We start from the raw sequence: 19,950 nt of genomic DNA, 5'->3' as shown, positions 1-19,950 counted from the left end.
CCGGCGAGCGCGTCGGCCTGATCGGCCGTAACGGCGCCGGCAAGTCTTCACTGCTCAAGATTCTGGGCGGCCTGGCAAAGGCCGATGACGGCCAGCTTCAGGTGCAGAACGGGATCCGCATTACCTATGTGGCGCAGGAGCCCGACCTGAACCCGGAGCACACCATCTTCGAGTCGGCGTCGGACGGCATTGCGACCGTGATTGCGATTCGCGAGCGCTACCTGGCTGGCGGCGAGGGCGAGGATCTCGACGAGTTGCAGACGCAGATCGAGGCTTATGACGCCTGGAACTGGGAGCAGCGCGTGGAAGAAACGCTGCAGCGCCTGCATCTGGACCCGAACGCCCTGGTGGGCAGCCTGTCCGGCGGCACCCGCAAGCGCGTGGCACTGGCCCAGGCTCTGGTGGCCCGCCCAGATGTCCTGTTGCTCGACGAGCCGACCAACCACCTGGATCTGGACTCCATCGAGTGGCTGGAAGAGTTGTTGATCGCCTTCAAGGGCAGCGTGATCACGATCACCCACGACCGCAGCTTCCTAGACCGCATCGCCACCCGCATCGTGGAGCTGGATCGGGGCGTTCTGCGCACCTATCCGGGCAACTTCTCTCAATACGTGCTGCAAAAGGAAGAGCAGCTCAACCAGGAAGCCGTTATCAACGCCAAGGCGGACAAGCTGCTGGCCCAGGAAGAGGTCTGGATCCGCAAGGGCGTGGAAGCCCGCCGCACCCGCAGCCAGAGCCGCATTACCCGCCTGCAGGAGCTGCGTGCCAGCCGCGCCCAGCGCCGAGACGTCCTGGGCAGCGTGAACATGGATATCGCATCCGGCAAGGGTGACGGCTATCAGGGCAAGATCGTGGCCGAGCTGACCGATGTCAGCAAGTCCTTTGGCAAAAAGAAGATCGTCGAAAGGTTCAGCGGCACCATTTTGCGCGGCGACAAGGTGGGCTTGCTGGGCCCCAATGGCGCTGGCAAGACAACGCTGCTGAAGATGATTCTGGGCGAACTGGCTCCGGACAGCGGCCAGGTGCGCCTGGGCGGCAATCTGCAGGTGGCCTACTTTGACCAGATGCGCCATCAGGTCGATCTGGATGCGACGCTGGAAGACTTCATCAGCCCCGGCAGCGAGTGGATCGAGATCGGCAGCCAGAAAAAGCACGTCAAGAGCTATCTGGCCGATTTCCTGTTCTCTCCGGCGCGTGCGCATTCCCCGGTCCGGTCGCTGTCTGGCGGTGAACGCAATCGCTTGCTGCTGGCCCGCCTGTTTGCGCGACCGGCCAATGTCCTTGTACTGGACGAACCCACCAACGATCTGGATATCGAGACGCTGGACATGCTGGAAGACCTGCTGCAAAGCTATGACGGCACGGTCTTTCTGGTCAGCCACGATCGTACTTTCCTCGACAACGTGGTCACCAGCACGATTGCCTGGGAGGGCCCCGGCCACTGGCGTGAGTACGAAGGCGGCGTGACGGACTGGATGGAGCAATCGCGCCGCAGCAGGACCATGGCCGATGCCGCACAGGCCAGATCCCTCCCCAAGGAGGAGCCCAAGCCCGCCATCGCCCGCACCGAAGCGCCCGCAGGCGCCAAGAAAAAGCTCAGCTACAAGGACCAGCGCGAACTCGAAGCCCTGCCGGCCACGATTGCCGCACTGGAGGCCGAGCAGAAGCAGATCCAGGAGGCGCTCGCCGACGGCAGCCTGTTTGCCAGCGACAACGCCAGGGCCGTCGCCATGCACCAGCGCGACGCGGAGATCGATGAGGCGCTGATGGAGGCTCTGGAACGCTGGACCTTGTTGTCCGAGTAATCAAGCCACTAAATACAGGAGCGCCTTGCGCCTGCCGGACCTGGATTTCAAAGCTCCAAAAGCCTGAGATCCTTGAATGGCAGGCGCAAGGCGCTCTCTTCCTGTGCAACCTCAGATACGGTGGTGCACCTGGTCGGAGCCGCCACGCAGCTTGCCCAGCAGGGCATGGGCGATCTGCGGCAGTGGCAGCACCTCGTCAGCCGCACCGTGGGCAATGGCTTCGCGGGGCATGCCGAAGACGATACAGGTGCTTTCGTCCTGCACCAGGTTGTAGCTGCCGGCATCACGCATCTCGCGCATGGCGGTAGCACCATCGGCGCCCATGCCGGTGAGCATGATGCCGTAGGCATTGCGCCCGGCGCTGGCCGCCACGGATTTGAACAGCACTTCCACCGAGGGCTTGTGACGGTTGACAGGCGGCGCATCATCGACCACGGCTACATAGTTGGCACCGCTGCGCGTGATGGAGAAATGCTTGCCCCCGGGGGCGATATAGGCGTGGCCGGGCAGCAAGCGCTCGCCGTGCGTGGCTTCCTTGACCGTCATCTGGCACAGGCTGTTGAGCCGGGCCGCAAAGCTGGTGGTGAAACCCGGCGGCATGTGCTGCGTGATGACGATGGCGGGGCAGTCGGCCGGCAGATGGGTGAGCACTTCACGGATCGCCTCCGTACCGCCCGTGGAAGCGCCGATGGCGATGATTTTTTCGGTCGAGATGCGCCCCAGCAGACCGGGTGCCGTCGGCGAGCGGGCCGCAGCCGGCTTGGCACCCGCACCTGCCGACGCTGCCACGCCGTGCGGCACCACCGGCAGGCGGTGTACCTGGGCCACGGCAGCCACGCGAATCTTGTCCACGATCTGGCTGGCCAGCTCCTGCAGGCCGTTGGCCACGCCGACGCGGGGCTTGGCCACAAAATCGATGGCACCCAGCTCCAGGGCGCGCATGGTGACTTCGGCACCGCGCTCGGTCAGCGTGGAGATCATCACCACCGGCATGGGTCGCAGGCGCATGAGCCGCCCGAGGAAATCGATGCCGTCCATGCGGGGCATTTCCACATCCAGCGTGATGACGTCGGGGTTCAGATCGCGGATCATTTCACGCGCGATCAACGGGTCATTGGCCGAGCCGATGCACTCCATGTCATGCTGGCGGTTGATGATCTCGGCCAGAAGACTGCGCACCAGCGCAGAGTCGTCCACCACGATCACCCGGATTTTTGGCTTTAACAACGCTCAACCTTCCTCAAAACAGATCCACCGAGCCGCCCGCCGTATTGCGCGCAACCGCAGCCGCGCTGCCGCGGCTGATTTCCTGCTGCACCAACGCCTCGGGATGGGCGTGGGCCAGGCGCTTGACCATGGCCTTGCCCGTGGACGGGAAAAACACCACCTTGCGCGGATAGATATCCAGCACGTCCTCGGAGACGATGGGAATGCGCTCGGTTTGCAGATACTCTGTCACAAAACTGGTGTTGCGCTCGCCCACATTCATGGTCGTGAAATTGGCCATGACCTGGGCGCCGCCAAAAATCTTGGCCTGCATGGATTCGCGCCGTGCGCCCAGCTTGAGCATCTCGTTGATCAGCAGCTCCATGGCGTACGAACCATAGCGCCCCGAGACGTCGCTGCTGTCGCCGTCGGGCAGCATGAAGTGGTTCATACCGCCAATGCGCATGAAACGATCCCACAGGCAGGCCGCGATGCAGGAGCCCAGCACGGTGACGATGGCCATCTCGTCACGCGAGACAAAGTACTCGCCCGGCAACACCTTGGCCGAATTGAGCTGGAAGTGCGGGTCGTAGTAGAAGAACGAAGCCTCGCCCGGCTGGCGCGGCTGGCGCTTGAGCTGCTCCAGCGATGCGGCCGGAGCCGGCATGGCCGGATCAGGATAGCCCTGGGGCGTGAAGCTGCTGCCGCGCAGGGGCCTGCCTGCAGCGGCGGCCCCCGGCAGATCCAGCGGAGAGCTCAGATTCCTCATGACGTGCAGCCCTGCCCTTCGGCTTCATTGACGCTCATAGACGGTCTTGCCCTTGAGCGCAAACAGATCGCGCGAGTCGCTGAAATTCTCGGCATGTCCGACAAACAGCAGCCCGCCCGGACGCATCACCTGATGAATGCGCTCCAGGACGCGACGCTGGGTCGGTGCGTCGAAATAAATCATCACATTGCGACAGAAGACGATGTCGAAGGTCTCCCGGAACGGCCAATCGCCGGCAATCAGGTTGACGTTGAGAAAGTCCACCATGCGGCGCAGCTCCGGCTTGACCCGCACCATGCCCGAATTGGCAGAGCGCCCGCGCAGGAAAAAGCGGTGCAGCCGCTCGGTGCTCACACCCTTGAGGTTCTCTGCCCGGTACACGCCGCGCGAGGCGGTTTCCAGCACGCGCGAGTCGATATCGCTGGCCGTGAGCTGAAAGCTGGCCGAGGCGCCGAGACTCTCCATGGCCGTCATCAGGATGGAATAAGGCTCCTCTCCTGTGGAGGCCGCGCTGCACCACACCTTCCAGCCATTTCCGCCGGGCTTGTGACTGCGCAGATGCTGTGCCAGGATGTCGAAGTGATGCTGCTCGCGGAAGAACGAGGTCAGATTGGTGGTCAGCGCGTTGACGAATTCCTGCCATTCAGGCCCGTCATTGATGCTCTCCAGCCAGTCCAGGTAGCTGACAAAGCTTTCGTGCCCGGTCTCGCGCAGGCGGCGCGACAGACGGCTGTAGACCATGGCGTGCTTGCCATCATGCAGGCTGATGCCGGCGCGCCTGTAGATCAGGGCCTGGACACGGGCAAAGTCGCGATTGGACCAGACGAACTCGCGCCCCTGCGCCAGCGGGCCGGACATGCCGCCCGGCAGCGCCTCGTCATCCTGCTCAAGCCTGGCAGGGGAGGCGGGGAATGAAGCGTGACGACCCAGGTTCAGCACAGGGACCTCAGGCGCGCTCAGGCTTCGGAGGCCACCAGGCCCATGTCGACATTGCCCATGAGCTTCTCGATGTCCAGCAGGATCAGCATGCGCTCGCCCACCGAACCCAGACCCAGAATGCAGCCGCTGTCGATGGCGCTTTCGATATCGGGCGCCGGACGCACGGCATCGGCGGGCAGCTCCATCACATCGCTGACCGAGTCCACCACGATGCCGACCACGCGATTGCGCAGGTTCAGGATGATCACCACGGTGAAGGCGTTGTACTCCACCTCGGAGCAGTTGAAGCGCAGGCGCATGTCCACGATGGGCACGATGGTGCCGCGCAGATTGACCACGCCCTTGATGAACTCGGGCGCGTTGGCAATGCGCGTGGGCTGCTCGTAGCCACGGATTTCCTGCACCTTGAGGATGTCGATGCCGTACTCCTCCTCACCCAGGCGGAAGGTCAGATATTCGCGGGCCCCGGTGGCCACGCCTTCGGCAGTCTTGTTGATGATGTTCATGTCGGCTCTCTCTGCGTTGTTCGGTTGGCTGCCTCAGTGGCGGGTACGGCGCACGAGAGCGCCCGTATCCAGGATCAGCGCCACGGATCCGTCGCCCAAAATGGTGGCACCCGATACATTGGGCACCTTGCGGTAATTGCTTTCCAGGTTCTTCACCACCACCTGGTGCTGGCCCAGCAGCTCGTCGACCAGCAGCGCCACGCGGCTGCCTTCAGCCTCGACCACCACCATGATGTTGCTGGTCTGGCTTTCATCGGCGCGCGGCACCTTGAAAGTGCGCTCCAGCGCGATCACCGGCATGTACTCGTCGCGCACCTTGACCAGCTGGGTGCCATTGGCCACGGTGTTGACATCGTCGGCCTTGACCTGGAAGGACTCGACCACCGAGGACAGCGGCAGGATATAGACCTCTTCGCCCACCCCGACGGACATGCCGTCCATGATGGCCAGCGTCAGCGGCAGGCGCACCGCCACCTTCATGCCCACGCCGGCGACGGACTCGATCTCCACCGTGCCGCCCAGCGATGTGATGTTTCGCTTGACCACGTCCATGCCCACGCCACGGCCCGAGACATCGGTGACCACGTCGGCCGTCGAGAAGCCCGGTGCAAAGATCAGCTGCCAGACCTCGCTGTCGGGCATGCTGTCGGAGACATCCATGCCGCGCTCGCGGGCCTTGCTCAGGATCCTCTCGCGATTCATGCCCTTGCCGTCATCACGCACCTCGATGACGATGGAGCCGCCCTGATGGGATGCCGCCAGCGTCAGCGTGCCATGTTCTGACTTGCCCGCAGCGATGCGGTCCTGCGGCATCTCGATGCCGTGGTCCACGCTGTTGCGCACCAGATGGGTCAGCGGATCGGTAATCTTCTCGACCAGCCCCTTGTCCAGCTCGGTGGCCTCGCCCAGCGTGACCAGGTCGATCTTCTTGCCCAGCTTGCCCGCCAGGTCGCGCAGCATGCGCGGGAAGCGGCTGAACACGGTGGACATGGGAATCATGCGGATCGACATCACGGACTCTTGCAGGTCACGCGTGTTGCGATCCAGATCGGCCAGACCGGCCAGCAACTGCTGATAGGTCGTCGGGTCCAGCCCCTGGCTGTTCTGCGCCAGCATGGCCTGGGTGATGACCAGCTCGCCCACCAGGTTGATGAGCTGGTCCACCTTCTTCACATCGACGCGGATGCTGGTGGACTCCATATGCGCAGCAGCCGCCTTGGGTGCAGCCTTCTGCACCACGCCGACAGCACTGCCAAGCGCGGCATGCTCCTGGTTCTGCTGCGCCTCGGGGCTGCCCGGAGCCCCCGCGAAAAAGCCGTAGGCTTCTTCGGCAGGCAGATTGTGGGGAGGCATGGCCGCCTCTTCGTCGACCTTGGTCTGCTGCTCGGCTGGGGACTGCGGTCTGGCCTCCTCGCTGATCCGGACCTGGTCCTTGGAGACATGAAAGACGAACAGATCGCGCAACTCGTCATCGGTGGACACCGTTCTGACCTTGAACAGTCGGTGATCGGCCCTGGCTCCAATCTGGTCCTGGATCGTGCCCAGACCGGGAATATCGCGAAACAGCTCCTTGATGGCATCGCCCAGCTCCAGCCGGGACAGCGGGCCGATCTCGATCGTGAGCTCGCGCGCGCCCTCGGGAGGCTCGGTTCCGATCACAAGACCAGGCTCCGCTGCCGGGTCTGCGGCCGGCGCCGGCGCTTGCACGGGCGCTTGCACGACGGCAGCGGCAGCCTCCTGTACCGGCTCGGTCACCGCAGCACTGCGGCTGACCTGAGGAATCTCGGTCAACCCCTGAGCCAGGGCCTCGATGCGCACCACGAGCTCTGCGGTGGAAACCGGTTCGCCCTCGTCACCGGACTGGTGACGTGCCAGCAGGCTGCGGCTGGCGTCGGCCGACTCAAGCAGCACATCGACCATCTCGGGGATGGGCGTGATTTCATGGCGACGCAGGCGGTCCAGCAGGGATTCCATGCGGTGCGTGAGCTCGGTCACATCCGAGAAGCCAAAGGTCGCCGCACCGCCCTTGATGGAGTGGGCACAACGGAAAATACCGTTGAGCTCTTCATCATTGGCGGCCGAAAGGTCCAGGCTGAGCAGCATCTGCTCCATCTGGTCGAGGTTCTCGCTGGCTTCCTCGAAGAAGATTTGGTAGAACTGGCTGAGGTCGAAGTCTGCGCCCGAACCTGCGCCATCCTGGTGTGTATCCGCCATGGTGTTTCCTGCTGTGATTCGTTGTTATCGGCTTAACGCAGCACTTTTTGAATAACTTCGATCAATCGATTGGGATCGAAGGGCTTGACCAGCCAGCCTGTGGCACCTGCAGCCCGGCCCGCCTGCTTCATCAGATCGCTGGATTCCGTGGTCAGTATGAGGATGGGCGTGCCCTTGAACTTCGGGTTTTCACGCAGTTTGCGCGTGAGACCGATGCCGTCCAGCCGCGGCATGTTCTGGTCGGCCAGCACCAGATCGATGTTCTGCGCCTGCGCTTTTTCCAGCGCATCCACACCGTCGACGGCTTCCACCACCTTAAAACCAGCACTGCTCAATGTGAAAGACACCATCTTTCGCATCGAGGGGGAATCATCAACAGCCAGAATCGATCGCATGTACAGCTCCAACAGACGGGCAACGGAAAACAGGGTAGAAGTTCAAAACAGCTCCACGGAGCCGGCATCCATCTCGCTTTGCGTGACGGGATTGGGCTTTTCGGGCAGGTTTGGCAGACTGATGGCGGACTCCGCCTCGTCCTCGTCCCTACCCATGGCGGCAGCCCCGAGCCTGAAAGCACAGGCTTGCAAGGTGTGTGCCATATGGGCAATCAGCTGAGACGACATGTCGTGAAACTGAAGCTCGGTCACAGCCAGGCGCAACGACTCACGTGCTGTTGCCAGCGCAGTGGAATCAGGCAAGGCCGGCTGCGACAATTGCCCATTGACTTGCTCGAAGCGCTCCAGCAGATTGTGCGTGGCATGGTCCAGCAGCCCTTCAAGACGCTGCAGATCACGCAGCGTGACCAGCAAGGCATCCTGCAGCTCCGCAGCCACCATCACCGGCACGGCAACTGCAGGCACACCCGAAGGGTTTTGCATCGTCTGCATTGTTACTCCAACTGCGTAAAACCATCATGACGGCCCTGCCGCCATGCTCCACGAAATGAACCGATCAGCAGTCCGTCCCTCGTGACCACACTGCCACGACCTGACGACAACAGCCCTCGATGTTCCAAAATGTATCCAATGATAGCCTCCTTGGCGATATTCAATTCCGGAATCAGACCTTGAAAATCCTCCATATTGAAGACTCTGTCGCAGATCAGGCGCTGGCGCGCCTGAGCCTCAAGCGCGGCCAACTGCCCTGCACGCTGACGGCCGTGGACAGTCTGCAGGAGGTACGCAACGCCCTGGAGTCGGAAGATTTCGACCTGATCCTGGCAGACTATCACCTCCCCGGCTTCACGGCGCTCGACGTCTGGGACCTGGTGCGAGGCCGTGCCGACGCTCCCCCTTTCGTGCTGCTTTCAGGGGCCATCGGCGAATCCGCCGCCGTGGACATCATGCGCCTGGGCATCAGCGACTATCTGCTCAAGGAGCAGATCAACGGCCTGCCCCATGTCATCAAGCGAGCCATGGAAGTCCATGAGGCGCGACTGGCCCGCCGCCGCGCCGCGCTGCAGCTGGCCGAGTCCGAAAGACGCCTGGCCGAGCTGACCGAACACCTGCACACCAGCATCGAGCAGGAACGCGCCAACATCTCGCGGGAGATTCACGACGACATCGGCGGCTCGCTCACTGCCGTCAAGTTCGATCTGGCATGGCTGATCCGCAACAGCCCCGAAGGCAAGCAGCGCGACCATGCCAGCTCGGCACTGGAGATGCTGGAACACGCCCTGGGTGCCAGCCAGCGCATCATGCAGAACCTGCGCCCTCCCGTGCTGGACCAGGGACTGGTGGCCGCCGTGCAATGGCTGGCCCAGGACTTCGAGCGCCGCACCGGCATACCCGCACGCCTGCGCACCAGCCGCGAACATATGGATATAGCCCCTGCGAAGCAGGTGGTGGTCTACCGTACGGCACAGGAATCCCTGACCAATATCAGCAAGTACGCACAAGCCAGCCGGGTGACGCTGGATTTGTCCGACCACGAGGGTTTTTTGACACTGGAAGTAACAGATGACGGGGTAGGCCTGAGCCAGGATGATCGACAGAAGCCCCAATCTTTCGGACTTCGAGGACTGAGTGAGCGCGCACGAACCATCCAGGGCTGGCTGGATGTGAGCAGCCACCCCGGCCGAGGAACCTCTATCATCCTCACCATTCCTCTGGCAGAGACACCGGCATGAGCCCCCGAACACGCGCTTGCCCGGCCTGCCATCTGACTTCCTGGGAGAGCGACTTTGATTCACGTGGTGCTGTGCGACGACCATGCCATTTTGCGCCGGGGCATACGCGACACCCTGGCAGAGGCGACGGACATCAGCGTCACTGCAGAAGCAGGCAGCTATGCCGAGCTGCGCGAGCAATTGCGCGACGCCACCTGTGACGTGCTGCTGCTGGACATCAACATGCCGGGCCGCAGCGGCCTGGAAGTGCTGGCCAGCGTGCGCGAAACGCATCCACAGATCCGCGTCATCATGGTCTCCATGTATCCCGAAGACCAGTATGCATTGCGCAGCATCAAGGCCGGTGCGGCCGGCTATGCCAACAAGGCAGGGGATCCGGTGCTGCTGATCGACGCGGTGCGCACCGTCCACAGCGGACGCAAATACCTGACTCCCGAGGTGGCTCAGATGCTGGCCGACAGCCTGGCCCAGCCTGCGGCCCCCGTGCCGCACGAAACCTTGTCCGAGCGCGAGATGCAGACGCTGCTGAAGATTGCCAGCGGTCAGCGCCAGACCGAGATTGCACAGGAGTTGATGCTCAGCCCCAAGACGGTCAGCGTGTACCGGGCACGGGTGCTGGAGAAACTGGGGATGGGCAGCAACGCGGAGCTGACCGCCTATGCCATCAAGAACGGACTGATTGATACGCCCTGAGCCGCTGGTCAAAAGCCAGGCATGACTTCATGCGTTTCCCTGCAAAGCGCATCAAGCCCTCAAAAGAGTAGTCACTCGCCCTAGACCCCGAACACCGTCATTCCCTTTTGCAGCAGGGCCACCAGAGGCTGCTCCAGCAACGGCAGAGTCGCCGTCAGACCCAGCAGACCCACAGTCAGGGTGACCGGAAAGCCCACGGCATAGATATTCATCTGTGGCGCGACCCGGGAGATGATGCCCAGCACCAGGTTGACGAACAGCAGCATGGCAATCATGGGCAGGGCAATCCAGAACGCGCTGGCAAATACGGCGCTGCCCATTTCGTGAATCCGCATCTGGGAGATGGCCTGCAGAAAGTTGCCGTCGACAGGGAAGGCCTCAAAGCTCTTGAGAACCGCCATCAGCACCAGCAGATGGCCGTTGATGACGATGAACAGCAAGGTGGCGATCTGCACCATGAAGCGCGCCACGGCACTGAGCTGGGCATTGCTGGTCGGGTCGAAGAACGAAGCGAAGTTCAAGCCCATCTGCAGGCCGATCACTTCACCCGCGACCTCGATGGCCGCCATCACCAGGCGGACGGCAAAGCCCACGGACAGGCCGATCACCACCTGCTGCACCAGCGTGCCCAGTGCCTGGGCCGAAGCAATGCTGACCACCGTCTGCACGCCCAGCACGGGCTGGGCGCAAAGCGCAACCAGAAAAGCCAGCCCGACCTTGAGCCGCATGGGAATGGCTTTCTGAGAAAACACAGGCGCCGTGGTGAACAGCGCCAGCACGCGCACAAATGGCCAGATCAGCGGCGAGAGCCAGGCGGCGATCTGGGCTTCGCTGAAGGAAATCATCCCACCGAACCTGGAATGCTCTCTATGGTGCGGCGAATGAAATCCACCAACGTGGACAGCATCCATGGTCCCGCCACGGCAAACACCAGCACGGCGGCGATCAGCTTGGGCACGAAGGCCAGCGTGGCCTCATGCACCTGGGTCACGGCCTGGAAGACGCTCACCAGCAGGCCCACGCCCATGACCACCCCCAGCACCGGCATGGAGATCATGAGCAGCAGGGTCAGTGCCTCGCGGCCAAAGGTCAGAACAAACTGAGAGGTCATGACGTTCTCTTAAAAATTCAATGAATCCAATACACTTGCAACCGGCACGGCTCAATGTGCGAGGCGCCGAGGAAGGGCCGTCCCGCACCGAAGCTGTCGTCCCCATGGGGGAAGGCGCGGGGCCGTCTGGGCAAGCGCCTCAGGCGGACTTCTCACACTGCAAAGCTCGCCGCCAGAGAGCCGATGATCAGGTTCCAGCCATCGGCCAGCACGAACAGCATCAGCTTGAACGGCAGGGCCACCAGCACCGGCGAAAGCATCATCATGCCCAGCGACATGAGGATGGAAGACACCACCATGTCGATGATCAGAAACGGAATGAAGATCATGAAACCGATCTGGAAAGCGGTTTTCAGCTCGCTGGTCACAAAGGCCGGAACCAGCACGCGAAGAGGGGCCGTTTCCGCCGTGACGTTCGCATCCAGCTTGGCCAGGCGCTTGAACAGCGCAAAGTCAGACTGGCGCGTCTGCTTGAGCATGAAGCCTCGCATCGGGGCTTCGGCCTTTTCCACGGCTTGCTCGAAGCTGATGCTGTTCTGCGTGTAGGGCAGGTATGCATCCTGATAGACCTTGTCCAGCGTGGGCCCCATCACGAACATGGTGAGAAACAACGACAGGCCTATCACCACCTGATTGGGCGGTGCAGACTGCGTGCCCAGCGCCTGGCGCAGCAGGCTCAGCACGATGACGATGCGGGTGAAGCCTGTCATCAACAACAAGATGGCGGGCAGAAACGACAGCGCCGTGAAGAACAGCAGCGTCTGGATGGGCACCGAATAGCTGGTGCCGCCCGCGCCCTGGCCCACCAGCAGCGGCAGACTGGCGGGTGCGCCCTGGGCGCCTGCCATCAGGGGCATCGCCAGCAGGACGGCTGCGGCAGCACGAGAGACGAATTTAGACATTTCCAGAATTCCGGGCCGCTTCGTCGGCCTGCGCGCGCATCAGCGAGTCCGTGAACGACGAAACGGCAGGTGAATGGGCTGCACGGGCTGGTGGCAAGGCAGCCGACGGCTCTTGCAGCACATGCAGGCATTGAATCTGCTGTGCCGTCACGCCCAGCACCAGACGCACGGCCTGCTCACCGTCACCCAGCTGCACGGTCACTACCCGCTGCTGCGGGCCGATGGCCAGGGTGCCCAGGACCTGTGCCGGCACGGCTGCGGCACCGCGGGCCATGCCCATGCCGCGGGGCAGGAGGTTTTTCTGCTGGAGACGACGCACCAGCCAGGGCAACGCCGCCATGACTGCCACAAAGAGCATGACCAGCAGCAGCGTGGGCCACATGGAAGGGGCCGCTGCCGCAGAGTGGGCCGTGCTCTCAACCACGGCTGACCCGGCGCAGGCGCTCGGACGGCGTCACCACGTCCGTCAGACGGATACCGAACTTGTCGTTGACCACCACCACTTCGCCCTGGGCGATCAGGTAGCCGTTGACCAGCACATCCATGGGTTCGCCTGCCAGAGCATCAAGCTCCACGACGGAGCCCTGAGCCAGTTGCAGGATGTACTTGATCGGCACCTTGGTGCGACCCAGCTCCACGGACAGCTGAACCGGAATGTCCAGCACCATGTTGATATCGTGTACCGGTACATCGCCATAGCTGCGTGCGGGTTCGCCCGCCAGCGGCCCGCCCTGATCCGACAGATCGGGGCCTTCGACGGCCTGGTCATGCTGACGCTGCTCTTCCAGCGCTTCGGCCCACCCGGAGAACGGATCGTCACCCGCGGGCTTGTTGTTGTCGTCAATTGCCATGCTTCTCTCCCATCCAGCTGGTATCGCCGCCGCGCAGGCTGCGTTCCACGCGGATTGCATATTTGTCGTTGTGCGTGCCGTACTGGCACTCGAAAACCGGCACCCCACCAATGGAGGCGCGAATCAGTGGCTCGCGGTCGAGCTCGATAAAGTCACCCGGGCGCATGGCCAGCAGCTGCTCCACCGTGGCATCGGCACGGGCCAGCTCGGCCACCAGCGTGACCTCGGCAGCCTGAATCTCCCGCGTCAGCACCTTGACCCAGCGGCGGTCCACTTCGATGGCATCGCCCTGGGTGGACGAATACAGCACGTCGCGAATGGGCTCCAGCGTCGCATAGGGCATGCAGATGTGGATGGAGCCCGAGATATCGCCGATTTCCAGCTGAAAGGCCGTGGAGACGACGATTTCGCTGGGCGTGGCGATATTAGCGAACTGCGGCTGCATTTCCGAGCGCTGATAGGCCAGCTCCAGCGGATAGATGCCATGCCAGGCTTTTTTGTATTCCTCGCAGATCACATTGACCATGCGGTTGATCACGCGCTGCTCGGTGGTCGAGAAATCGCGCCCCTCGATGCGGGTCTGCAGGCGCCCCGTGCCGCCGTACAGCGTATCGATCACGCCGAACACCAGCGAGGGATCGCAGACGATCAGACCATTGCCGCGCAGCGGGCGAATGGCCATGATGTTGAAGTTGGTGGGAACGGCCAGCTCGCGCAGGAAGGCGCTGTAGCGCTGCACCGTCACCGTGCCGACGGAGACCTCGGGACTGCGGCGGATGAAGTTGAACAGGCCGATGCGGAAGTTGCGGGCAAAGCGCTCGTTGACAATTTCCATGGTGGGCATGCGCCCACGCACGATACGTTCCTGGCTGGAGATGTCGTAGCTGCGAACCTGGCCGAGATCGACCTCCACCACCTCGGAACGCTGGCTTTCGCCGGTAACGCCTTCAAGAAGAGCATCAACCTCTTCCTGGGAGAGAAAAGAATCGCTCATGCACTCCCTCCCTGCTCACTGAATGATGAAGCTGGAGAACAGCACGCGACGCACAGGCCCCTTGCGGTTGGCACGTGGGCTGTCTTCGTCGGCGTCCTCGTCGTCGCGAGAGCGCTTCTTGGCACCCGCACCGAAGCCCAGTGGCGCAGAGACCTCGGTGAGAATGTCTGCGGCCAGCTTTTCCTTGCCCTCGCGCGCTAGCAGCTCGTCGGCCGTGCGCTGCGACACCAGCATCAGAATGCCGTTGCGGATGCTGGGCAGGTATTGCTTGACGGTGGATGCCGTCTTCTCGTCGGCCAGCTCCAGCGTGATGCCCAGCTGCACAAAGCGGTCGCCGCCGGGATCGGCAAGGTTGGCCACCATGTTGTCCAGCGGCAGGAAAGTGGGCACCGTGGCTTTGGCGCTGACGTCTTCTTCGCCATCGGCGCTGCTGTGCTGTCGTTGCATCATCAGCACATAGGCTGCAGCAGCCACGATGGCCAGCACGGCAACGATGGCCACGATGACGATCAGCTTCTTGCTTTTGGCAGGAGCAGGAGCGACTGGGGCGGCATTGGGATTGGCTGACACGGCGGGTATTCCTCAAGAGTGGGGGACTGCATCCACCCCGCAGCCATTGCCGCGACACGGAAGATCCACGCCTGAATTATTCGCCGCCCGCCCTGCCGGCCATTGCCCGAATAAAAGCGCGAAACCCGGCTTCATTCCGGGTTTCGCGTCATGAACGGCTCACCGTTGCCGTGATCCGGATCTGCTCATTCACACGAAAAGGTCCACACCGGGCTGCACTGGCCGCGCGCCATGGCGGGCAACTGCTGCACCCGAGGGCAGCTCGGCCGCATTGACCGAGACCCGGGACACCCTGGCCTGGCCGCGCCGGGCGTCATCGTCCTGACTGTTGCCACTGGATCGTGCGTCGGCACCGCCCGCATCCACGCTGACGCCGCTCAGATGCAAACCCTGGGCCTGCAACAGCTCGCGCAGCTGAGCCTGACCATCGGACAGCAGCTGGCGAGCCTGCTCATCGCCCGCCGCAAAACGCACATGAGCCTGCTGGCCGTTCAGCTGCACCTGAACCTGGATCGGCTTGCCCTCATGCTGGATCGACAGTGCGGCATTCTGCGTCTTCTGGTGCACCCAGAAGGCCACCTGCTCGGAAACCTCCTGCTCGCGCTCGGCAGGCGCCGCATCCTGGCCCGCCAGGCTCTGGCCGACGTCGGAGCCGCTCTGGCCACCGCCCTGCGTGCCCGCGCTCGCCGCCCCCATGGCTGCCCCGACGGCAGCGGCTGCAGCCTGCAGGTCGGGTCCGCCCGGCACGGCGGCCGTCCTGCCCTGCGGCGCAGCTTCATCCTGCTGGGGCGAGCGGGCCGCACGCAGCAAATCCTTGAGCCCTTCCAGAGCCTGCGGCTGTACGCCCGTCATGCCCTGCAGGCTGATGCCTTGCTGCGGCAATGCCTGCGCCTTATGCACCGCAGACTCGATGCGTGCAGCAGGCGCTTCTTCTGCCACCGACGCCAGCGTACTGTGCACGCCATCCCCTGCCTGCGTCCTCACGTCCTGCGGCGACTGCAAGGCAGCCCCCTCAGAATTGATAGCTACCTGCGCCTGCTCTCCATATGCCTGCGTCTGATTTGACGAAAGTTCCTTGCCCATGAATGCAGCATGCGCCTGCCCGGACTCGGGCTGCAGAGCCTGGCGGTGTGCCAGCTGCGCGGCATGGCCTCGGCCCGAAAGAAAGTCTGTGGCCACGCCCTGGCGCAGATCGGTATCGCCCTGACCGTCCAGCTGTGCAGTCTGGCCGACCAGGCTCATCCACGGCGCATGGCCCTGAGCAACCAGCAGTGCCTCCTGCTCGCCCGGCCCCCACCTGGTGTCCGACATCTCGGTGCTCTGCAACACAGCCTGCGGCAGGCCCGCAGTGCCGATGCCGTCCAGCGACGCCAACAGCGATGAAAAACCCTGTCCGGCCTCGCCAGTTGCGGCCGTCACGCTTTTGGCTGCACTCATGGACTGCGCCACGGCCTTGCCGGTGCGCGCCTCGACGCTGCGCGGTCCCTCAATTCTGGTTTCCGCCATGCTCAGGCCTCCTGAAGTTGCAGGCCGAAGCTGCGTCGAAAAAAGGCCATGCTGGCGCGCTCGTCGGTATCTTTCTGCTCGCGCCGCATCTGGGCCAGTGCCACATCACGGCGGCGGGCCTGTACCACCTTCTGCAGGCTGCTCACGCGCAGCTCGGCCGCCAGCAGCGCCTGGCGCGCCGTCTCCAGGCGAATGTCCTGATCGGCCAGCACACGGGTCTGCAAGCCGATGGCGTGCTGAAGGCGCTCCATGAACTGATACTGGTGATGCATGACTTCGGGCTGCACGGCCTGACCTTCCTGAGCCCCCCAGCGCGCCTGCATCTCCAGGACATAGCCCTGCAACTGATCCATCTGGGCCTGCGCTGCCTGCTGGGCGCGCTGTCGCTCCTGCATGGCAGTCCGCGCCGCGTCACGCTTGCGTTCTGCGGCATCAATGGCAACGTTCAAGGCATTCAAGGACGACATCTGCGACTCTCCCTCTGGCTAACCCGTTTAGTCTCAGCCCCGCTGCATGGCTTGCGCCATGCCGGCCAGGCTTTGCTCCATGCTGGAGCTTTCAAACATGCTTTGCTGCAGAAACCCGGTCATGGCGGGCTGCAGCGCAATCGCCTCGTCCAGTTGCGGATCGGAGCCCGGCACATAGGCACCGACCTGCACCAGATCGCGCCCTTTCTGATAGCGCGAATAGACGGCGCGAAAGCGACGTGCCAGCTCGAAATGCTCGCGCGAGACCACGTTGTGCATGACGCGCGACGCCGACTGTTCGATGTCGATGGCCGGGTAATGCCCGGTCTCGGCCAGGGCCCGCGAGAGCACGACGTGGCCGTCGAGAATGGCCCGGGCCGCATCGGCAATCGGGTCCTGCTGGTCGTCCCCCTCGGACAGCACGGTATAGAAGGCCGTGATAGAGCCCACGCCATGCAGGCCGTTGCCGCTGCGCTCCACCAGCGCGGGCAGCTTGGCAAAGCAGGACGGCGGATAGCCCTTGGTGGCCGGCGGCTCGCCGATGGCCAGGGCGATTTCGCGCTGGGCCATGGCATAGCGGGTCAAGGAATCCATGAGCAGCAGCACATGCTTGCCCTTGTCGCGGAAATGCTCGGCGATCGCCGTGGCGTAGCTGGCCCCCTGCATGCGCAGCAGCGGCGGTGCATCGGCGGGAGCGGCCACGACCACGGCACGGCTTCGATCCTGGACGCCCAGAATGTCCTCGACGAACTCCTTGACCTCGCGGCCGCGCTCGCCGATCAGACCCACCACGATCACGTCGGCCTGGGTATAGCGCGCCATCATGCCCAGCAGCACGGACTTGCCCACACCCGAGCCGGCAAACAGGCCCAGACGCTGCCCGCGCCCCACGGTCAGCAGTGCATTCAGCGCCTTGACACCGGTATCCAGCGACTCGCGCACGGGGTCCCGGTCCATGGCGTTGATCGGGTTGCGGTCCAGCACCTCGGGCACCACACTGCCCAGCTCGCCCGCATGGTCCAGCGGAATGCCTTGCGAATCCACCACCCGCCCCAGCAAGCCATCGCCCATGGGCAGTCGCAGCACCCCCACGGTCTGGCTGACTTTCTCGGTCTCCGCCACGCCCAGACGGGGCACAGGAACAAAGGGGGCAGCCGGCGTCACCATGGCGCCGCTGGATAGTCCCTGAATGTCGCCCGCAGGCATCAGAAAGGCGCGCTCGTCGGAAAAGCCGACCACCTCGGCCAGCACCGGCTCCTGCCCCTGCTGATGGATATGGCATTGCGCTCCCACGGGTACACGCAGCCCCGAGGCCTCCAGCACCATGCCGGTCAGCCGGGTCAGACGCCCCTGGCATTCCAGCGGCACCGGCTCGTCATAGCGCGCGCGCGCCTGGCTCATGAACTGCTGCCAGGGATTCATGCCTTGTCTCCGTCATACCAGGTGGAGACCAGGCCCAGAGCCGCCACGGCACGGCGCCAGCGCTTGTCCAGGCTGCCGTCGACCTCGGCACCGCCGGATTCCACCTTGACATTGCCGGATTCAATCGAGGCATCGCCCAGCCACTGGATACGGCTGTGCGCTCCATGCTCGGTACGCAGGGCTTCATCGAGCAGCTCGAAATCGGCGGGATTCAGACGCACTGTCACCGGGCGGCTCTCCTCGACCAGCATGTCCAGCGCTTGCCGAATCACGGGCAGCAAGGCCTGGGGCTGGCTACGCAGCTCCTGGCGCACCACCTGGCGTGCGATGTCGCAGGCCAGGTTCAGCAACTCCTGGGCCATGCCCGACAGCAGTTGCTTGAAGCTGTCTTCGAGGCCCTGCAACACGCCATCGACACGTTGCGCACTCTCGCGGCCCGCGCCATTGATATGGTCGTCCAGGTGCTGCTGCCATTGCTGCTGGGTCTGGGCGCGGCCTTCGGTCAGGCCCTGGGCATGACCCTCGGCGCGCGCCTGCTCCAGCATCTGCTGCAGCTGCTCCTCGTCGAAAGCCGGGACGGCTGGCTCCACGGGCTCCACGGCCTGCATCTCCGGCTGTGGCTGAGGCTGATGGGCAATCGAGGGGGAAAAACCATTGAAATGCGTGGTCCCCGCCGGGATGAACGCCGCCGGCTGTGCAGGCGCAAAGACACCACTGCCTTTCGCATCCACCGCGCCGAAGTGCCATTGCACCACGGTGCTGTCGTCGATCTCTTCCTGCGGGATGAAGCGCGAGTGCGAGCGCGGTGCCTGGCCCTTAGACATAGCTGTCCTCCGGACCGCTGCCGATGGTTACCTGGCCTTCTTCGACCAGACGACGCACGACCTTGAGGATTTCCTTCTGCTGGGCTTCCACTTCGGACAGCCGCATGGGACCACGGCCTTCCAGGTCTTCGCGCAGCGATTCGGCTGCCCGCATGGACATATTGGCCAGAATCTTGTCGCGCACCTCCATGGACCCGCCCTTGAGCGCCACGATCAACGTCTCGGACACCACCTCGCGCAGCACCAGCTGTACGGAGCGGTCGTCGAGCTTGACCAGATCGTCAAAGACAAACATCTTGTCCATGATCTTCTGCGCCAGCTCGGGGTCGTAATTGCGGATGGTGTCCAGCACTGCCACATCGGCATTGCCGCCCATCTGGTTGAGCATCTCGGCTGCGGTCTTGACGCCGCCCAGCGAGGTCTTGCGCACCTTGTCGCCACCCGCGAGGACCTTGAACAGCACCTCGTTCAAGTCCTTGAGCGCCGTGGGCTGAATGCCTTCCAGCGTGGCCACGCGCAACATGACCTCGCTGCGCGCCCGGTCGGGGAACTGCATCAGCACTGCCGCAGCCTGCTCATACTCCAGGTGCACCAGAATCGCCGCCACGATCTGCGGATGCTCGCCGCGCAGCAGCTCGGCCACGGACAGCGGATCCATCCACTTCAGGCTTTCAATGCCCGAGATGTCGCCTCCCTGCATGATCCGGTCGATCAGCAAAGCTGCCTTGTCATCGCCCAGCGCACGCTTGAGCACCGAGCGCACATAGTCGCTGGCATCGTCCACCAGCAGACTCTGTGACGCAGCATCGCTGGTGAAGCGGTCGATCACGAAGTCCACCTTTTCCCGCGTCACGCCACGCATGCGGGCAATCGTCTCGCCCAGCTTCTGCACTTCCTTGGGCGTGAGGTGCTTGAACACCTCGGCCGCCTCTTCCTCACCGAGGGAGACCAGCAAGATGGCAGCGTCGTTCAGACCTCTATCGTCCATATTCAAAACTCTCTATTCAATGATCCAAAAACCGGGCCAGCTCATCACCAGCCTT

Annotated in this window: 22 protein-coding genes; 3 read left to right on the top strand and 19 right to left on the bottom strand. The window is 63.5% G+C overall.

From position 1 onward, the window contains the following. Positions 1-1,805, top strand: a 1,805-nt coding sequence (locus tag E2583_RS09540) for an ATP-binding cassette domain-containing protein (protein ID WP_291595177.1), incomplete at its 5' end; no start/stop codon positions are given. 111 nt (positions 1,806-1,916) lie between these two features. Here E2583_RS09540 and E2583_RS09535 read toward each other — a convergent pair. The 7 genes from E2583_RS09535 to E2583_RS09505 are packed head-to-tail and all read right to left on the bottom strand — an operon-like array spanning position 1,917 to position 8,326. Further along, a complete protein-coding gene (locus E2583_RS09535) occupies positions 1,917-3,032 on the bottom strand; it encodes a chemotaxis response regulator protein-glutamate methylesterase (RefSeq protein ID WP_291595176.1) in 1,116 nt (371 codons plus the stop codon). Between the two features lie 13 nt (positions 3,033-3,045). Next, positions 3,046-3,780: a chemoreceptor glutamine deamidase CheD gene (gene cheD, locus E2583_RS09530; RefSeq protein WP_291595175.1), complete on the bottom strand. Its 735-nt coding sequence runs from the start codon at positions 3,778-3,780 to the stop codon at positions 3,046-3,048. Between the two features lie 24 nt (positions 3,781-3,804). Continuing rightward, positions 3,805-4,719 (bottom strand): CheR family methyltransferase, encoded by a 915-nt coding sequence (locus tag E2583_RS09525; protein ID WP_291595174.1) that lies wholly within the window; start codon positions 4,717-4,719, stop codon positions 3,805-3,807. Positions 4,720-4,736: 17 nt separating this feature from the next. Continuing rightward, positions 4,737-5,225, bottom strand: coding sequence for a chemotaxis protein CheW (locus E2583_RS09520; protein WP_003077929.1), 489 nt, complete (start codon positions 5,223-5,225; stop codon positions 4,737-4,739). 33 nt (positions 5,226-5,258) lie between these two features. After that, entirely contained in the window at positions 5,259-7,439 is a 2,181-nt protein-coding gene (locus tag E2583_RS09515) for a chemotaxis protein CheW (protein ID WP_291595173.1), read from the bottom strand. Between the two features lie 32 nt (positions 7,440-7,471). Continuing rightward, a complete protein-coding gene (locus tag E2583_RS09510; protein ID WP_003059121.1) occupies positions 7,472-7,834 on the bottom strand; it encodes a response regulator in 363 nt (120 codons plus the stop codon). A 42-nt stretch (positions 7,835-7,876) separates the two neighbouring features. Further along, a complete protein-coding gene (locus tag E2583_RS09505) occupies positions 7,877-8,326 on the bottom strand; it encodes a hypothetical protein (protein ID WP_003059122.1) in 450 nt (149 codons plus the stop codon). Between the two features lie 119 nt (positions 8,327-8,445). Here E2583_RS09505 and E2583_RS09500 point away from each other — a divergent pair, with 119 nt between their 5' ends. Beyond that, complete coding sequence (locus E2583_RS09500; protein ID WP_291595172.1) at positions 8,446-9,567, top strand: ATP-binding protein; 1,122 nt, start codon at positions 8,446-8,448, stop codon at positions 9,565-9,567. Between the two features lie 54 nt (positions 9,568-9,621). Next, on the top strand, positions 9,622-10,260 hold the full coding sequence (locus tag E2583_RS09495; RefSeq protein WP_291595171.1) for a response regulator transcription factor: 639 nt from the start codon (positions 9,622-9,624) through the stop codon (positions 10,258-10,260). An 80-nt stretch (positions 10,261-10,340) separates the two neighbouring features. Here the strand turns inward: E2583_RS09495 and fliR are convergent, their stop codons facing one another. From fliR to fliG, 12 genes are all read right to left on the bottom strand, one after another. Then, complete coding sequence (gene fliR / locus E2583_RS09490) at positions 10,341-11,105, bottom strand: flagellar biosynthetic protein FliR (protein WP_291595170.1); 765 nt, start codon at positions 11,103-11,105, stop codon at positions 10,341-10,343. Then, on the bottom strand, positions 11,102-11,371 hold the full coding sequence (gene fliQ / locus E2583_RS09485) for a flagellar biosynthesis protein FliQ (RefSeq protein WP_003059126.1): 270 nt from the start codon (positions 11,369-11,371) through the stop codon (positions 11,102-11,104). The genes fliR and fliQ overlap by 4 nt, the downstream gene beginning before the upstream one ends. Positions 11,372-11,523: 152 nt before the next feature. Continuing rightward, complete coding sequence (gene fliP, locus E2583_RS09480; RefSeq protein WP_291595179.1) at positions 11,524-12,228, bottom strand: flagellar type III secretion system pore protein FliP; 705 nt, start codon at positions 12,226-12,228, stop codon at positions 11,524-11,526. A 37-nt stretch (positions 12,229-12,265) separates the two neighbouring features. Next, positions 12,266-12,655 (bottom strand): flagellar biosynthetic protein FliO, encoded by a 390-nt coding sequence (locus tag E2583_RS09475; RefSeq protein WP_291595169.1) that lies wholly within the window; start codon positions 12,653-12,655, stop codon positions 12,266-12,268. Positions 12,656-12,689: 34 nt separating this feature from the next. Next, positions 12,690-13,124, bottom strand: coding sequence for a flagellar motor switch protein FliN (gene fliN / locus E2583_RS09470; RefSeq protein WP_291595168.1), 435 nt, complete (start codon positions 13,122-13,124; stop codon positions 12,690-12,692). After that, a complete protein-coding gene (fliM, locus tag E2583_RS09465; RefSeq protein WP_003059133.1) occupies positions 13,114-14,118 on the bottom strand; it encodes a flagellar motor switch protein FliM in 1,005 nt (334 codons plus the stop codon). The genes fliN and fliM overlap by 11 nt, the downstream gene beginning before the upstream one ends. Before the next feature lie 15 nt (positions 14,119-14,133). Further along, the gene (fliL, locus tag E2583_RS09460; RefSeq protein WP_291595167.1) at positions 14,134-14,688 is read right to left on the bottom strand and encodes a flagellar basal body-associated FliL family protein; all 555 of its coding nucleotides are present in this window, start codon (positions 14,686-14,688) and stop codon (positions 14,134-14,136) included. Positions 14,689-14,877: 189 nt separating this feature from the next. Beyond that, positions 14,878-16,194, bottom strand: coding sequence for a flagellar hook-length control protein FliK (locus E2583_RS09455; RefSeq protein WP_291595166.1), 1,317 nt, complete (start codon positions 16,192-16,194; stop codon positions 14,878-14,880). A gap of 2 nt (positions 16,195-16,196) precedes the next feature. Beyond that, on the bottom strand, positions 16,197-16,661 hold the full coding sequence (fliJ, locus tag E2583_RS09450) for a flagellar export protein FliJ (RefSeq protein ID WP_291595165.1): 465 nt from the start codon (positions 16,659-16,661) through the stop codon (positions 16,197-16,199). Between the two features lie 33 nt (positions 16,662-16,694). Then, positions 16,695-18,083, bottom strand: coding sequence for a flagellar protein export ATPase FliI (fliI, locus tag E2583_RS09445; protein WP_291595164.1), 1,389 nt, complete (start codon positions 18,081-18,083; stop codon positions 16,695-16,697). Continuing rightward, complete coding sequence (locus tag E2583_RS09440; RefSeq protein ID WP_291595163.1) at positions 18,080-18,907, bottom strand: FliH/SctL family protein; 828 nt, start codon at positions 18,905-18,907, stop codon at positions 18,080-18,082. The genes fliI and E2583_RS09440 overlap by 4 nt, the downstream gene beginning before the upstream one ends. Then, positions 18,900-19,895, bottom strand: a complete 996-nt coding sequence (gene fliG, locus E2583_RS09435; protein ID WP_003059149.1) for a flagellar motor switch protein FliG — start codon at positions 19,893-19,895, stop codon at positions 18,900-18,902. Before fliG ends, E2583_RS09440 begins: the two co-directional genes overlap by 8 nt. Positions 19,896-19,950 lie beyond the last annotated feature (55 nt).

Source organism: Comamonas sp. (assembly GCF_009360615.1).
Classification (GTDB): domain Bacteria; phylum Pseudomonadota; class Gammaproteobacteria; order Burkholderiales; family Burkholderiaceae_C; genus Comamonas.
The sequence above is the reverse complement of the archived record's forward strand: the minus strand, read 5'-3'. Positions and strand labels throughout refer to the sequence as shown.

What these genes read in the sequence shown, in the direction of transcription:
- cheD (WP_291595175.1), bottom strand. Translation starts at nt 3,780, where the DNA reads ATGAGGAATCTGAGCTCTCCGCTGGATCTGCCGGGGGCCGCCGCTGCA.
- fliG (WP_003059149.1), bottom strand. Translation starts at nt 19,895, where the DNA reads ATGGACGATAGAGGTCTGAACGACGCTGCCATCTTGCTGGTCTCCCTC.
- E2583_RS09440 (WP_291595163.1), bottom strand. Translation starts at nt 18,907, where the DNA reads ATGTCTAAGGGCCAGGCACCGCGCTCGCACTCGCGCTTCATCCCGCAG.
- E2583_RS09520 (WP_003077929.1), bottom strand. Translation starts at nt 5,225, where the DNA reads ATGAACATCATCAACAAGACTGCCGAAGGCGTGGCCACCGGGGCCCGC.
- E2583_RS09505 (WP_003059122.1), bottom strand. Translation starts at nt 8,326, where the DNA reads ATGCAGACGATGCAAAACCCTTCGGGTGTGCCTGCAGTTGCCGTGCCG.
- E2583_RS09455 (WP_291595166.1), bottom strand. Translation starts at nt 16,194, where the DNA reads ATGGCGGAAACCAGAATTGAGGGACCGCGCAGCGTCGAGGCGCGCACC.
- fliQ (WP_003059126.1), bottom strand. Translation starts at nt 11,371, where the DNA reads ATGACCTCTCAGTTTGTTCTGACCTTTGGCCGCGAGGCACTGACCCTG.
- fliP (WP_291595179.1), bottom strand. Translation starts at nt 12,228, where the DNA reads ATGCCCCTGATGGCAGGCGCCCAGGGCGCACCCGCCAGTCTGCCGCTG.
- fliM (WP_003059133.1), bottom strand. Translation starts at nt 14,118, where the DNA reads ATGAGCGATTCTTTTCTCTCCCAGGAAGAGGTTGATGCTCTTCTTGAA.
- fliI (WP_291595164.1), bottom strand. Translation starts at nt 18,083, where the DNA reads ATGAATCCCTGGCAGCAGTTCATGAGCCAGGCGCGCGCGCGCTATGAC.
- fliJ (WP_291595165.1), bottom strand. Translation starts at nt 16,661, where the DNA reads ATGTCGTCCTTGAATGCCTTGAACGTTGCCATTGATGCCGCAGAACGC.
- fliN (WP_291595168.1), bottom strand. Translation starts at nt 13,124, where the DNA reads ATGGCAATTGACGACAACAACAAGCCCGCGGGTGACGATCCGTTCTCC.
- fliR (WP_291595170.1), bottom strand. Translation starts at nt 11,105, where the DNA reads ATGATTTCCTTCAGCGAAGCCCAGATCGCCGCCTGGCTCTCGCCGCTG.
- E2583_RS09500 (WP_291595172.1), top strand. Translation starts at nt 8,446, where the DNA reads ATGTTCCAAAATGTATCCAATGATAGCCTCCTTGGCGATATTCAATTC.
- E2583_RS09510 (WP_003059121.1), bottom strand. Translation starts at nt 7,834, where the DNA reads ATGCGATCGATTCTGGCTGTTGATGATTCCCCCTCGATGCGAAAGATG.
- E2583_RS09475 (WP_291595169.1), bottom strand. Translation starts at nt 12,655, where the DNA reads ATGTGGCCCACGCTGCTGCTGGTCATGCTCTTTGTGGCAGTCATGGCG.
- E2583_RS09515 (WP_291595173.1), bottom strand. Translation starts at nt 7,439, where the DNA reads ATGGCGGATACACACCAGGATGGCGCAGGTTCGGGCGCAGACTTCGAC.